General features: G+C 72.6%; 11 protein-coding genes. 4 read left to right on the top strand and 7 right to left on the bottom strand.

What is annotated here, in order from left to right; translation table 11 throughout:
• Nucleotides 1-111: 111 nt before the first annotated feature.
• Nucleotides 112-990, top strand: coding sequence for a winged helix-turn-helix transcriptional regulator (locus ACZ561_RS18075; protein ID WP_470995755.1), 879 nt, complete (start codon nt 112-114; stop codon nt 988-990).
• Here the strand turns inward: ACZ561_RS18075 and pdxH are convergent.
• Entirely contained in the window at nt 982-1,614 is a 633-nt protein-coding gene (gene pdxH, locus ACZ561_RS18080) for a pyridoxamine 5'-phosphate oxidase (protein ID WP_470995917.1), read from the bottom strand. The two genes, ACZ561_RS18075 and pdxH, sit on opposite strands and share 9 nt — an antisense overlap.
• A gap of 219 nt (nt 1,615-1,833) precedes the next feature.
• On the opposite strand from pdxH, the gene ACZ561_RS18085 reads away from it, so the two are divergent.
• The gene (locus ACZ561_RS18085; protein ID WP_376432147.1) at nt 1,834-2,943 is read left to right on the top strand and encodes a citrate synthase 2; all 1,110 of its coding nucleotides are present in this window, start codon (nt 1,834-1,836) and stop codon (nt 2,941-2,943) included.
• Between the two features lie 237 nt (nt 2,944-3,180).
• On the opposite strand, the gene ACZ561_RS18090 is transcribed toward ACZ561_RS18085, so the two are convergent.
• Complete coding sequence (locus tag ACZ561_RS18090; RefSeq protein ID WP_470995758.1) at nt 3,181-4,221, bottom strand: isopenicillin N synthase family dioxygenase; 1,041 nt, start codon at nt 4,219-4,221, stop codon at nt 3,181-3,183.
• 276 nt (nt 4,222-4,497) lie between these two features.
• Between ACZ561_RS18090 and ACZ561_RS18095 the strand changes: the two genes are divergently transcribed.
• On the top strand, nt 4,498-6,222 hold the full coding sequence (locus tag ACZ561_RS18095) for an FAD-dependent monooxygenase (protein WP_470995761.1): 1,725 nt from the start codon (nt 4,498-4,500) through the stop codon (nt 6,220-6,222).
• Between the two features lie 124 nt (nt 6,223-6,346).
• Here the strand turns inward: ACZ561_RS18095 and ACZ561_RS18100 are convergent, their stop codons facing one another.
• Genes ACZ561_RS18100 through ACZ561_RS18110 form a run of 3 tightly spaced genes read right to left on the bottom strand, consistent with a single transcriptional unit; the run spans nt 6,347 to nt 9,194 of the window.
• Nucleotides 6,347-6,925, bottom strand: coding sequence for a TetR/AcrR family transcriptional regulator (locus ACZ561_RS18100; RefSeq protein ID WP_376432153.1), 579 nt, complete (start codon nt 6,923-6,925; stop codon nt 6,347-6,349).
• Complete coding sequence (locus ACZ561_RS18105) at nt 6,913-7,620, bottom strand: enoyl-CoA hydratase family protein (RefSeq protein ID WP_470995764.1); 708 nt, start codon at nt 7,618-7,620, stop codon at nt 6,913-6,915. Before ACZ561_RS18105 ends, ACZ561_RS18100 begins: the two co-directional genes overlap by 13 nt.
• On the bottom strand, nt 7,617-9,194 hold the full coding sequence (locus ACZ561_RS18110; RefSeq protein ID WP_470995767.1) for a 4-coumarate--CoA ligase family protein: 1,578 nt from the start codon (nt 9,192-9,194) through the stop codon (nt 7,617-7,619). Before ACZ561_RS18110 ends, ACZ561_RS18105 begins: the two co-directional genes overlap by 4 nt.
• Before the next feature lie 184 nt (nt 9,195-9,378).
• Here ACZ561_RS18110 and ACZ561_RS18115 point away from each other — a divergent pair, with 184 nt between their 5' ends.
• On the top strand, nt 9,379-10,176 hold the full coding sequence (locus tag ACZ561_RS18115) for a sporulation protein (protein ID WP_470995770.1): 798 nt from the start codon (nt 9,379-9,381) through the stop codon (nt 10,174-10,176).
• Between the two features lie 78 nt (nt 10,177-10,254).
• On the opposite strand, the gene ACZ561_RS18120 is transcribed toward ACZ561_RS18115, so the two are convergent.
• Both ACZ561_RS18120 and ACZ561_RS18125 read right to left on the bottom strand, forming a co-directional pair.
• Complete coding sequence (locus ACZ561_RS18120; RefSeq protein ID WP_470995772.1) at nt 10,255-11,388, bottom strand: acyl-CoA dehydrogenase family protein; 1,134 nt, start codon at nt 11,386-11,388, stop codon at nt 10,255-10,257.
• Nucleotides 11,385-13,271, bottom strand: coding sequence for an acetyl/propionyl/methylcrotonyl-CoA carboxylase subunit alpha (locus tag ACZ561_RS18125; protein ID WP_470995775.1), 1,887 nt, complete (start codon nt 13,269-13,271; stop codon nt 11,385-11,387). The genes ACZ561_RS18120 and ACZ561_RS18125 overlap by 4 nt, the downstream gene beginning before the upstream one ends.
• Nucleotides 13,272-13,297: the final 26 nt, after the last annotated feature.

Below are 13,297 nucleotides of genomic sequence, written 5' to 3' on the forward strand. Positions count from 1 at the left end.
CCTCCCCCGTGAAACGATCAGTGGGTTTCTTTTCGAAACTTACGGTGAGTTTCTATCGGGAACTCACTCGATGGCGCAAGATGGAGCGGTCGACCGACCGAGGAGGAGACCATGGCCCGAGCCGTGCCCGAGCGCGACGCCGCCTGCGCGATCGCCCAGGCCGCCGCCGTCGTCGGCGACTGGTGGAGCCTGCTGCTCGTACGGGAGGCCGCCCGCGGCCGGTACCGGTTCGACGAGCTCCAGAGCGAGCTGGGCATCTCCCGGAAGGTGCTCGCCGAGCGGCTGAACCACCTGGTCGACAGCGGCGTGCTCGACAAGGTGCCCTACCAGGAGGCGCCGGTGCGGCACGAGTACCGGCTCAGCGCCACCGGCCGGGCACTGCTCCCCGTCCTGGTCTCCCTGCAGGACTGGGCCGACCGCTGGCTCCTCGGCGACGGCACCCTCACGGCCTCCGCCGACGAGCACAGCGCCGAGGCCCACCGCGTCCACGAACTCCCCGGCACCCGGCTGTCGCGCCTCACGCTGCCGGCGCACACCGGCGGAGAGCGGGACCCGGTGGACCCGGAAGCCGCCGCCACCGTCCTCTTCTGCTACCCCGCGACCGGGCGACCGAGCCCGCTGCCCGAGGGCTGGAACGACATCCCCGGCACGGTCGGCTGCACGCTGGAGAACCGGCTGTTCCGGGACGCGTACGGGGAGTTCACGGCGGCCGGCGTCGCCGTCCACGGGGTCTCGACCCAGCGCCCCGACGAGCAGCGGGCCTTCGCCGCCGCCGAGGAGATCCCCTTCCCGCTGCTGTCCGACATGGACGCCCGGCTCTCGGCGGCGCTCCGGCTGCCGACCTTCCGCGCCGGACAGGCGCTGCGGCTCAAGCGGGCGGTCCTGGTCGTGGACCGGGAGCGGACCGTACGGCACGCGCAGTTCCCGGTCACGGACATCCCGCACGCCGTCGAGACGGCGCTCACGGAGGCGGCGAAGGTGTCAGGGTGAGAGGCGCTCCACGCGCCAGTCGTCGCCGTCCCCCACCCGCACGTACCGCAGCCGGTCGTGCAGCCGGTTCTCGTGGCCCTGCCAGAACTCCACCGTCTCCGGTACGACCCGGAAGCCACCCCACTCCGGCGGCACCGGCACCTGCTCGTCGTCCGGGTAGCGCGCGGTCAACTCCTCGTACCGGGTGAGGAGTTCCTCGCGGGACTCGATCACCGAGGACTGATGGCTGGCCCAGGCGCCCAGCTGGGAGCCGTGCGGGCGGGTGCGGAAGTAGGCGACCGTCTCGTCGCGGCCCGTGCGCACCGCCCGGCCCGTGACGATGACCTGGCGGGCCAGCGGATGCCAGGGGAAGAGCAGCGAGATGTACGGATTGGCCGACAGCTCGGTGCCCTTGCGGGAGCCGTAGTTCGTGTAGAAGACGAAACCGGCCTCGTCGTAGTGCTTGAGCAGCACCGTGCGGGAGGACGGGCGGCCGTCGGCTGTGGCGGTCGAGACGACCATCGCGTTCGGCTCATGGATCGCCGGGTTGGTGGCGGTCTCCTTGAACCAGCGCGTGAACTGTTCGATCGGTTCGGGGGCGAGGTCGGCCACAGTCAGCTCCGTGGTGCGGTACTGCTCGCGCATGTCGGCGGGATCGAGAGCGTCAGTCACAGAGGCCATCCTGCCGCAGAGACGCAGTCTGCCCGGCACAGCGGCCCGCTAACCCTTCCTTGCCGAATCGGCGGAGTGTGCCGGATGTCACGCTTCCCCGCATCATCGGAACCGTACAGACTCTTGGGCTGGATGACTGTTGATTCCCGACCAACACCCCGGATGATTGATCATCGATAGAGGAGCCGCCTGATGTCCGACTTCGTACCCGGACTCGAGGGAGTCGTCGCGTTCGAAACGGAGATCGCCGAACCGGACAAGGAGGGCGGCGCTCTTCGGTACCGCGGCGTCGACATCGAGGATCTGGTCGGTCACGTCTCGTTCGGCAATGTCTGGGGTCTGCTGGTCGACGGCGCCTTCGACCCCGGCCTGCCGCCGGCCGAGCCCTTCCCGATCCCGGTGCACTCCGGCGACATCCGCGTCGACGTCCAGTCCGCGCTCGCCATGCTCGCCCCGGTGTGGGGCCTGAAGCCGCTCCTCGACATCGATGCCGAGCAGGCCCGCGAGGACCTCGCCCGGGCCGCCGTCATGGCGCTGTCGTACGTCGCCCAGTCGGCGCGCGGCCAGGGTCTGCCGATGGTGCCCCAGAGCGAGATCGACAAGGCCCAGTCGGTCGTCGAGCGGTTCATGATCCGCTGGCGCGGCGAGCCGGACCCGAAGCACGTCAAGGCCGTCGACGCGTACTGGACCTCGGCCGCCGAGCACGGCATGAACGCCTCCACGTTCACCGCGCGCGTCATCGCCTCCACCGGCGCCGACGTGGCCGCCGCCCTGTCCGGCGCCGTCGGCGCCATGTCCGGCCCGCTGCACGGCGGCGCCCCGTCCCGCGTCCTCGGCATGATCGAGGAGATCGAGCGGACCGGCGACGCGAAGGCGTACGTGCGGCAGGCCCTCGACCGCGGTGAGCGACTGATGGGCTTCGGCCACCGCGTCTACCGCGCCGAGGACCCGCGCGCCCGCGTTCTGCGCCGTACGGCCAAGGAACTCGCCGCGCCGCGCTTCGAGGTCGCCGAGGCGCTGGAGAAGGCCGCCCTGGAGGAGCTGCACAACCGCCGCCCCGACCGCGTCCTCGCGACGAACGTCGAGTTCTGGGCGGCGATCGTGCTCGACTTCGCCGAGGTCCCGGCGCACATGTTCACGTCGATGTTCAGCTGCGCCCGTACAGCCGGCTGGTCGGCGCACATCCTGGAGCAGAAGCGCACCGGACGCCTGGTGCGGCCGTCGGCGCGGTACATCGGCCCCGGCCGACGCGACCCGCAGGAGATCGCGGGCTACGCCGACCTGGCGGCGTTCGCGGGCTGAGCCCGCACAGGCACAAGTATCCCGGGGCGAGCCCGCACAGCCCGCCCCGGCCGAGCCCGGCACCGCGACCGCGGGGCCGGGCCGATCCATGTCAGGGGCCCGCTGGCACCGCGACCGCGGGCCGTGCCTGCAAGTCAGGGGCCCGCCCGGCACCGCGACCGCGGGCCGTGCCTGGCCATGTCAAGGTCCCGCCGACCGCCGGGGCAGGCCCTGTCAGCGCCCCCGGGGCGGGCCCGGTCAGGCGGTGGTGAGCTGGCGCTCCTCCGCGAGCAGCAGGTCCGCGTGATGACGGGCCGCCGCCAGCGGGTGGGCGCGCAGCTTGCCCTTCAGCTCGTTGCGGCCGTACTCGGCGAACAGCGGGTTCGCCGGGTCGGTCGTGATCCCGGGCGCCGCCGAGGCGTACGGGAAGGCGAGCGGGGCGATCCGCGCGTCGAGCCGCGGGTTGTAGAAGAACGGGACGGAGTAGCGCTCCGTCGCCGCGGGCGGAGAGACCACCCGGTGGTTGGTGGCGATCAGATAGCCGTTGGTCGCCACTTCGAGGAGCTCGCCCAGGTTGACGACGAACGCGCCGGGCAGCGGCGGCACGTCGTGGAAGGCGCCGTCCTCGCGCTCGACCTGGAGGCCGCCGACGTGGTCCTGCAGGAGCAGGGTCAGGAAGCCGTAGTCCTTGTGCGCGCCGACGCCCTGGTCGGCGCCGTCGCCGGCGCTTCCCGGGTAGCGCACCAGCTTGAGGTGCGGGTGGGCCCGGTCGCCGAAGACGTCGTCGTAGAAGCCGGCGGGCGCGCCGATCGAGGCGAGCAGCTCGTGCAGCAGCCGCTCGGCGACCCCGCTGAGGCGCTCGACCCAGTTCAGGGCGGCCGACCGCAGCTCGGGGAGGGCGGCGGGCCACTGGTTCGGGCCCTGGAGCCACCAGTACGGAGCCTCGCCGGGGCCCGGGACGCGCGCGGGGCGCTCGGCGCCGATGTCGAGCTGGTCGCGCCAGTCGCGGGAGCCGCCGGTGCGCTCGTCACCGATGCGGGTGTAGCCGCGGAAGTGCGGCGAGTTGGTGGTGTCGAGGGCGATCCGGTCGGCCTCCGGCAGCGCGAAGAAGGCCCGCATGGCGGAGGTGAGCGCCCGGGTCTCGGCCTCGGTCACACCGTGCCCGACCAGCTGGAAGAAGCCGACGTCGTGGGCGGCGCTGTGGAGCTGCGCATGGAGCAGTCGCCGGGCCTGGGGGCCGCGGTCGGCGGCGGCGAGGTCGACGATGGGGAGCTGGGAGCTGTACGAGGTGTGCGTCATGGTGTGCGTCCGCGGGGTGTACGGGGCCCGGGCGCGCCGCCAGGGGTGGGGCGGGGGCGCGGGTGCCTGAAGTGGATCTGGGGGCTTCGAGGTCAGGCGGAGCGCCGACAGCCCATGCTCGTGACGCGGACGAAGTCCACGTGGCGGCGGCGTACGAGCGAAAGCATGGGACCAGCGTACTGCGGGGCGGGCGAGACGTATGTGGCGCGGGTCACGCCCCCGGGCGACCATGGTGTTCGGGACCGGTCCGGGGGCCAGGTGCACTGGGAGGCACCCGTGGCAGACACCCGTACAACCGACGTACTGATCGTGGGCGCCGGCCCCGTGGGGCTGACCGCGGCCGCCGAACTACGCCGCCGCGGGGTGCGCTGCCGGCTCGTCGACCGGCTGCCGGCCCGGCTGCCGTACGCCAAAGCGGTCGGCATCCAGCCGCGCACCCTGGAGATCTGGGACCGGATGGGGCTGGCCCGCTCCGTCCTGGAGGCCGCCGTCCCGCTGCGCGGCCAGTTGATCCTTGTCAACGGCCGGGAGGTCGCGCGGGTCGACCTCGCGCTGCCCCCTGAGGTGCCGTACGGATTCGCCGCGCTGCCGCAGTACGAGACCGAGCGACTCCTGGAGGAGTACGTCGCGGGTCTGGACACCACCGTGGAACGCGGCACCGAGCTGCTGTCGTTCGCCCAGGACGAGGACGGGGTGACCGCACGGCTGCGGACCGGCGCCGGCGCCGACGAGGAGCTGCGCACCCGGTATCTGATCGGCTGCGACGGTGCCCACAGCACCGTCCGCAAGGGCCTCGGCCTCAGCTACGAGGGCGGGGCCTTCCCCGAGGAGTACATGCTGGGCGACGTCGAGGCCGACTGGGACCTGCCGTACGGCTACGGCCTGCGGTCCCTGCGCCACGCCGAGGACGGCTCGACCGACGACGTGCTGGTCTGCATCCCGCTGCCCGGCACGGGCCGCTTCCGCATGTCGATGATGGTCCCGCCGGAGCTGTCCGCGCAGGGGCGTGACGCGGGCGGCGACGGCGTGGCGCACGGTCTGGAGGGCAGCCGGGCGCCGGAGCTGTCCCACATCCAGGCCGTGGTCGACCGGCTGGCCCCCACCCCCACCCGCGTCTCCGCGCTGCGCTGGTCCTCCGTCTTCCGCATCAGCCACCGGATCGTCGACCGCTACGGCGAGGGCCGGGTCTTCGTCGCAGGCGACGCCGCCCACATCCACCCGCCCACCGGCGCCCAGGGCATGAACACCGGCATCCAGGACGCCTGCAACCTGGCCTGGAAGCTCGCCCTCGTCCTCGACGGGGAGGCCGGGCCGGCCCTGCTCGCCAGTTACGACGCCGAGCGCCGCCCCGTCGGCGAAGAGGTGGTGGGCCGGACCGTGCGCCACGCGAGGCAGGGGATGGAGAGCGACCCCGAGGACCCGAGCACCCTGATGCTCCGGGAGGCCCAACTGCTGGTCGCCTACCGGGACGGCCCGCTCGCGGGCAGCCCGTACGGGCCGGTCGACGCGCCCCAGCCCGGCGATCGGGCCCCCGACTGCGGCGGCCTGACCGTCCCCATTGCCGCGTACCCGCTGCGTCTGCTCGACGTCCTGCGCGGCCGCACCGGGCACGTGCTGCTGCTGTACGCGACCGCCCCCGCCGACCTCGCCAGGGCCGCCGAGGCGGGCGCGGTGGTCGCCGCCGCGGTCGGCGGGCGGAAGGCGCCCGGCGCGGAGCCGGTGGCCCTCGCCGGACTCCCCGGATCCGGACCCGACGGGCAGGGGCCCGAGAGCAGCCTGCAGACGGTCGCGGTGCTCGCCGGCGAGGCGGCCTCGGCCGCCGGTACCGGGAGCGTCCCCGGGTACGTCGACGCGGCGGGCGAGTTCGCCCGGATCTACCGCCCCGACGGGCCGACCGGGTTCCTGGTGCGCCCGGACGGGCAGCTCGGCGCCCGTTTCCCCCTCGCCGGCACCGCGGCCGCGCTGACCGGCTACCTCGCCGCGCTGTCCGTACCGGCCTGAGGTCTCACGGGGCCGGGCGGCCGACGGGTCAGGACAGTCGACCGACCCGGGAAGCCGAACGGCCCGGGGCGAGAGGGCCCGCCGCGCGGGCGACCCGCCGGTCGACGGGGGCGGACCTCGGGGCTCAGCCCAGTGCGTCGTCCAGGAGCTTCGACCACTGGGCCACGATCCGTTCGCGGCGCGCCTTGTCGTCGGTCAGGAGGGTGGCGAGGCCCAGGCCGCGGGCCATGTCGAGGAGGCCCTGCACCGTCTCCCGTACGCCCGGGACGGACTCGTCCGCGGCCAGGAGGGAGACCGCCATGCGGTGGGACTCGCGGCCGACCCTGGCCTCCAGCTCGGTGACCCGGGCGTGGAGCTGGGGCTCGTGGGCCGCGGCCACCCAGAGGTGGAGGGCCGCGCGGAAGAGCGGTCCGGTGAAGAGGTCGACCAGGGCGCCGACGGCCTCGCGGCGGTCGCGCGCCGGGAGGGTGCGCAGGGCGTGGGAGCGTTCCTCGGCGACGTACTCGACGGCCGCCGTGAACAGGTCCTCCCGGGTGGGGAAGTGGTGCTGCGCGGCGCCGCGCGAGACCCCGGCGCGCTCGGCCACCACGGAGACGGTGGAGCCCGCCCAGCCGTGTTCGGCCAGGCAGGACACCGCCGCCTCCAGGAGCCGCTGCCGGGTGGCGCGGCTCCTGTCCTGCTTCGGGCCGGTCAGAGCCGCCATTCAGGGTCCCGTCGTTCGAGGAAGGCCGTCATCCCTTCGCGCGCCTCGGCGGAGGCGAAGAGCGAGGCCGACCTCTGGACCAGGTCCTCCGCGTCGCGCTCGAAGGTCTCCAGGACTCTAGCCGTGACCAGGCGCTTCGACTCTGCCAGCCCCTGCGGGGACCCCTTGCGCAGCCCGTCCAGGATCGCGTCCAGGTCGTCCTCGGTGGCGGTCACCAGACCCATCCGTACGGCGTCCGCCGTGCCGAACCGCTCCCCCGTCAGGTAGTACCGCTCCGCCGCCCGCTGCTCCAGCTTGGGCAGCAGCGTCAGCGAGATGACGGCGGGCGCGACCCCGATCCGTACCTCCGTCAGCGCGAAGTCCGAGCCCTCGGAGGCGACCACGATGTCGCACGCCCCGAGCAGCCCCAGGCCGCCGGCGCGCACATGGCCGCGCACCACGCCCACCACGGGCTTCGGCAGCTCGACGATCTGCCGGAGCAGGTCGACGAAGGCGTACGGACTCGGCGGGGCCTTCAGGTCGGCGCCCGCGCTGAACGTCGAGCCGGTGTGCGTGAGGACCACCGCGCGTACGGCCGGATCCTCGCCGCACTCGGTGAGCGCCTCCGCCAACTCGGCCACCAGGGCGGCCGAGAGGGCGTTGCGGTTCTCCGGACAGTCCAGCGTCAGGGTGGCGATGCCACGGTCGAGCTTCACTCGCGGTCCCTCAGTTCGCGGCGCAGGATCTTCCCCGACGCGGCGCGCGGCACCCCGTCGACGAACTCCACACGCCTGATCTTCTTGTACGGGGCGACCTTGCCGGCCACGTACGCCATGACGTCCTCGCCGTTCAGGTCGGCCGCGCTCGCCTGTCGGACGACGAACGCCTTGGGTATCTCGGCGCCGTCCTCGTCGTGCACGCCGATCACGGCCGCGTCGGCGATCCCCTCGTGGGTGAGCAGCAGGGCCTCCAGCTCGGCCGGGGCGACCTGGAAGCCCTTGTACTTGATGAGTTCCTTGACCCGGTCGACGACGAAGAGCCAGCCGTTCTCGTCGACCCGGCCTATGTCGCCGGTGTGCACCCAGCCGTCGGCGTCGATCATGTCGGCGGTGGCGTCGGGGCGGCCCAGGTAGCCCTTCATGACCTGCGGACCCCGGATGGCGACCTCTCCTTCCGTACCCGGCTCGGTGTCCTTCGTCGGGTCGTCGAGGGACAGGATCCGCATCTCGGTGGAGGGGAGCAGCTTGCCGACGGCGCCGGGCGGAGGGTTCACGGCGTCGAGGGGGACGACGTGCGTGCCGGGGGACAGCTCGGTCATGCCGTACGCCTGGCGGACGGGCGGCAGCTTCAGCCGGGCCGAGCACGCCTCGGCGAGGGAGGCGTCGAGCGGGGCGGCGGCGCTGACGATGTACTCCAGGGAGGACAGGTCGTAGTCGGCGACGGCCGGGTGCTTGGCGAGCGCGAGGACGATCGGCGGGGCCACGTACAGGCCGTTGATGCGGTGGTTCTGGATCGCGGCGAGGAACTGGTCGAGTTCGAACCGGGGCAGGACGACGACGGTCGCGCCCTGCCGCAGCGGGGCGTTCATCAGGGCGGTCAGCCCGTAGATGTGGAAGAAGGGCAGGACGGCGAGGATGCGGTCGCCCGGGCCCATGGGGATGAAGGGTTCGAGCTGGGCGAGGTTGGTGGCGATCGAGGTGTGGGTGAGCATCACGCCCTTGGGGACCCCGGTGGTGCCGGAGGAATACGGCAGGGCGGCGATGTCCTCGTCCGGGTCGAACTCCAGGGCAGGCTCGGGGGCGGTGGTGGCGAGCATCGACTGGAGTGAGCGGATGCCGTCCCCTTCGGGCGCCTGGTCGCAGACGAAGATCTCCTCGATCCCGCCCGCGAGTTCGGCGGCCCGCCGGGCCGGTTCCAGGAGCGGCGAGACGGTGACGATCCAGCGGGCGGAGGAGTCGCGGAGCTGCTTGGCGAACTCCTCCGCCGTGGAGAGCGGATGGACGGTGGTGACGGACGCGCCGGCCCGGGTGGCGGCGTAGAACGCGATGGGGAACAGCACGGTGTTGGGGCTGTGCAGGGCGAGCACGTCCCCCTTGCGGACTCCTGCCTCGGCGAGCCCTGCGGCGACCTGCCGGTGGAAGGCGTCGACCTGGGCATAGGTGAGGGTGGGCCCACCGGCCCCGTCGATCAGCGCGGGGGCGTCCCCGAACTCTGCGGCCCGGCCGAGGACGGCCTCGTGGATGGGGAGGGAAACGGTGGAGACGGCCTCGTACTCGCTGTGGAACACCATGCAGGCCCCCTGGAGAGGTGGAAGGTGGTCGCCAGGATCGCGTGTGTCGGTACGACTTGGGGAGACCTTGTCAGCACTCCAGGGAAACAATCAAGCGTGCCTGCATGATTCGAGAGCGATGACCGCCGTGCACGAAATGTCGAGGCCCGCACACAGAATGATCACAACCGGTTAGCCTGCGCGCATGGTCTTCAAACGATTGCTGGGCAAGGGCGGCGTACCGCTCGAGATCGACACCCTCGTGGAGTCCGAACCGGCGCTGCCTGGGGGACTTCTGACCGGTGAGGTGGTGCTGCGCGCCCCCGAACGCAGGGTCGAGGTGAAGTCGATAAGCCTGAGGCTCGTCACCGACGCACCGGTGGCCCACAAGGGCGACGGCGACGGGGAGAGCGGCGACACGTTCGACTACCCGAGCGTGAGCGGCTACTTCACCCTGGAGAAGGGCGAGGAGAGGCGGGTCCGGATCCGCCACCGGCTCAAGTGGGAGACCCCGCTGACCGAGGTCAAGGGGCAGAAGCTGGGGGTCCACCTGGGCCTGCACACCGAGGTCGAGGCCGAGGGGATCAAGGCCCGGACGGATGACGACCTCGTGCACATCAGCGCGTTGCCCCTGCACGAGACGGTTCTCGAGTCCTTCGCCGCCGAGGGCTACGTGTGCGAGGGATCCCGGATCGTCACCGACACCATCCCCCGCACCGAGTACCACGTCTACCGGCGGCAGAGCCTCCTTCTCGTCGATCAGTCGCCCGGGCACGAGCGCCCGCGCGAGCTGGAGCTGAACTTCCACACCAACGCCGTCGGCTGCGAGATCTTCCTCCGCAAGGCCGCCGTTCACGAGCGGTACTGGAAGAGCAAGCCGCCCGCCCTGCGCTTCGTGGCCGCCCATCACGAGGTCGGACGGGTGGACTTCGGAGCGGAGATCCGGCGCTGGATCGGCGAGGTCGCCCTCCTCGGCGACAGTCACGCCGCCGACGAGGAGTGACCGACCGCCGCCCCGTTCCCTCCTCGGGTCTTCCGGAGGGAACGGGACCGACCGAAGAACGCCGGAACTGCCGTCTCCTCAATACGACTTGGGCAGCCCCAGCGTGTGCACCGACACGTAGTTGAGGATCATCTCCCGGCTGACGGGGGCAATCCGGGCCACGCGGGACGCGGCGATCAGACGGGCGAGACCGAACTCACGGGTGAGACCGTTGCCGCCGAGCGTGTGGACAGCCTGATCGACGGCCTTCACACAGGCCTCGGCCGCCGCGTACTTCGCCATGTTGGCGGCCTCGCCCGCCCCGATGTCGTCACCCGCGTCGTACAGGTGCGCGGCCTTGGCCATCATCAGGCGGGCCAGTTCCAGCTCGATGTGGGCCTGGGCCAGGGGGTGGGCGATGGCCTGGTGGGCGCCGATCGGGGTCTTCCAGACCTGGCGCTCCTTCGCGTACTTCACGGCCTGCGCGAGGGCGTACCGCCCCATGCCGATCGCGAAGGCGGCCGTCATGATCCGCTCCGGGTTGAGCCCCGCGAAGAGCTGGAGCAGACCCGCGTCCTCGTCGCCGACGAGCGCGTCGGCCGGCAGGTGCACATCGTCGATGGTCAGCTCGAACTGCTTCTCGTTCGCGTCGAGTTCCATCTCGATGTGCCGACGCTGGAAGCCGGGGGCGTCGCGCGGGACGATGAAGAGACAGGGCTTGAGCGTGCCCGTGCGGGCGTCCGACGTACGGCCCACGATCAGGGTCGCGTCGGCGATGTCGACGCCCGACACGAACACCTTGCGGCCGTTGAGGACCCAGCCCTCCTCCGTACGGGTCGCGGTGGTCGTGATGCGGTGCGAGTTCGAGCCCGCGTCGGGCTCGGTGATACCGAAGGCCATCGTGCGCGAGCCGTCCGCCAGACCCGGCAGCCACGCCTGCTTCTGCTCCTCCGTGCCGAAACGGGCGATGACCGTGCCGCAGATCGCGGGCGAGACCACCATCATCAGGAGCGGTGCGCCGGCGGCCCCGGCCTCCTCCAGGACGATCGACAGCTCGGCCATGCCGCCGCCTCCGCCGCCGTACTCCTCCGGCAGGTTCACCCCGAGGTAGCCGAGCTTGCCCGCCTCGGCCCACAGGGTGGCCCGGTCGAAGCCGGGGCCGTGGCGGTGGCCGAGCGCGGAGACGGCGGCACGGAGCGCGGTGAGCTCTTCGCTTTCGATCATGGTGCTCATACGGTCTGGTCCTCCTGTGCATCGGTCTGTACGACGGCGAGCAGGGCGCCGACCTCGACCTGGCGGCCGGGGACGGCGTGGAGCGCGGTGAGCGTGCCGGAGGCGGGGGCGATGACGCGGTGCTCCATCTTCATGGCCTCCAGCCAGAGGAGCGGCTGCCCGGCGGTGACCCGCGCGCCGGGCGCGAGGCCGTCGGCGACGCGGACGACGGTGCCGGGCATCGGCGCGAGCAGGGAGCCGGGCTCCCGCTGGTCGGTGGGGTCGGGGAAGCGGGGCCGCACGGTGAGCCGGTGCGGGCCGACGTGGACGGTGTCACCGTGCCGGGCGACCTCGAAATCCCGTACGACACCGTCCACTTCGAGCCGTACGCGGTCGGGGGCGACGCTCACGGGGCGGACGCCCTCAGGGACGGTGACGTTGTACCCGGCGCCGCCGTCACGAGTGGGCCGGTAGCGGACCTCGTGGTCGCCGTACACCCTGACCTGGTCCTGCGAGGCGAGGTTCCGCCACCCTCCCCCGAACCGCCCACGGCTCCCCTCGGCCTGCGCGAGCGCGGCGGCGACGGCCGCGTGCGCCTCGCCGGGCGGGGCCTGCGTGAGGGCGTCCAGGTTCCGCTCGTAGAAGCCGGTGTCGAGGCGCGAGGTGTCGTGGAACTCGGGGTGCCGCAGGCTCGCGACGAGCAGGTCCCTGTTGGTCACGGGCCCGTGGATCCGTGCCCGCTCCAGTACGTGGGCCAGCTTGCGGACGGCCTCGGCGCGGGTGGGCGCGTGGACGACGACCTTGGCGAGCATGGCGTCGTAATGGACCCCGATGGTGTCCCCGGAGACGTAGCCGGTGTCGACGCGGGAGCCCACGGGGAACTCGAGGGCGTGCAGTGTGCCCGTCTGAGGCGTCCAGCCTCCGGCCGGGTCCTCCGCATACAGGCGTGCCTCGATCGCGTGGCCCTGGGGGGACGGGGGCTCCGGGGGCAGGGCCCCGCCTTCCGCAACCGCGATCTGGAGGGCCACCAGGTCCACCCGGTGGACCTCCTCCGTCACCGGGTGCTCCACCTGGAGGCGTGTGTTCATCTCCAGGAAGTGCGCCCGGTCGTCCGCGACCAGGAACTCGACCGTGCCCGCGCCGACATAGCCGACCGCCTTCGCCGCCGACACCGAACGGTCGTGGAGCTCCGCGACGAGCGACGGCGGCAGGCCCGGCGCCGGGGCCTCCTCGATCACCTTCTGGTGGCGGCGCTGGAGCGAGCAGTCGCGGGTGCCGAGCGCCCAGACCGTCCCGTGGCCGTCCGCGAGGATCTGGACCTCCACATGGCGGCCGTTCTCCACGTACGGCTCGACGAACACCTCGCCGTCGCCGAACGCGCTCGCCGCCTCCGCCGAGGCGGCCGTCAGCTCTCCCTCCAGGGCGCCGAGGTCCCGCACGATCCGCATGCCGCGCCCGCCGCCGCCCGCAGCCGCCTTCACCAGGACCGGCAGGTCGGCCTCCGTGACGTCGGCGGCCACCAGCGGGGCGATCCCGAGCAGCTCCTTCGCCCGCGTCTTGGAGGCCATCGCCTCGATCGCGGACGGCGGAGGGCCGATCCACACCAGGCCCGCGTCCAGGACCTGCTGGGCGAACTCCGGGTTCTCCGACAGGAAGCCGTACCCCGGGTGCACCGCGTCCGCGCCCGCCGCCAGCGCCGCCTTCACGACGAGGTCGCCGCGCAGATACGTCTCCGCGGGCGTCGCCCCCGGCAGCCGTACCGCCGCGTCCGCCTCCCGTACGTGCAGGGCGGAGGCGTCCGCGTCCGAGTACACGGCGACCGTCCCGATGCCCAGCTCCCGGCACGCACGGAACACCCGGCAGGCGATCTCGCCCCGGTTCGCGACGAGGACTGAACGGATCATGGAGCCTCTCCCTCTGCCTTCGCGGC

It is taken from the genome of Streptomyces sp. NPDC039609, from assembly GCF_055596705.1.

Coding starts and splice junctions, on each gene's coding strand:
- ACZ561_RS18075 (WP_470995755.1), top strand. CDS start 112: ATGGCCCGAGCCGTGCCCGAGCGCGACGCCGCCTGCGCGATCGCCCAG.
- pdxH (WP_470995917.1), bottom strand. CDS start 1,614: ATGCGCGAGCAGTACCGCACCACGGAGCTGACTGTGGCCGACCTCGCC.
- ACZ561_RS18085 (WP_376432147.1), top strand. CDS start 1,834: ATGTCCGACTTCGTACCCGGACTCGAGGGAGTCGTCGCGTTCGAAACG.
- ACZ561_RS18090 (WP_470995758.1), bottom strand. CDS start 4,221: ATGACGCACACCTCGTACAGCTCCCAGCTCCCCATCGTCGACCTCGCC.
- ACZ561_RS18100 (WP_376432153.1), bottom strand. CDS start 6,925: ATGGCGGCTCTGACCGGCCCGAAGCAGGACAGGAGCCGCGCCACCCGG.
- ACZ561_RS18110 (WP_470995767.1), bottom strand. CDS start 9,194: ATGGTGTTCCACAGCGAGTACGAGGCCGTCTCCACCGTTTCCCTCCCC.
- ACZ561_RS18115 (WP_470995770.1), top strand. CDS start 9,379: ATGGTCTTCAAACGATTGCTGGGCAAGGGCGGCGTACCGCTCGAGATC.
- ACZ561_RS18120 (WP_470995772.1), bottom strand. CDS start 11,388: ATGAGCACCATGATCGAAAGCGAAGAGCTCACCGCGCTCCGTGCCGCC.
- ACZ561_RS18125 (WP_470995775.1), bottom strand. CDS start 13,271: ATGATCCGTTCAGTCCTCGTCGCGAACCGGGGCGAGATCGCCTGCCGG.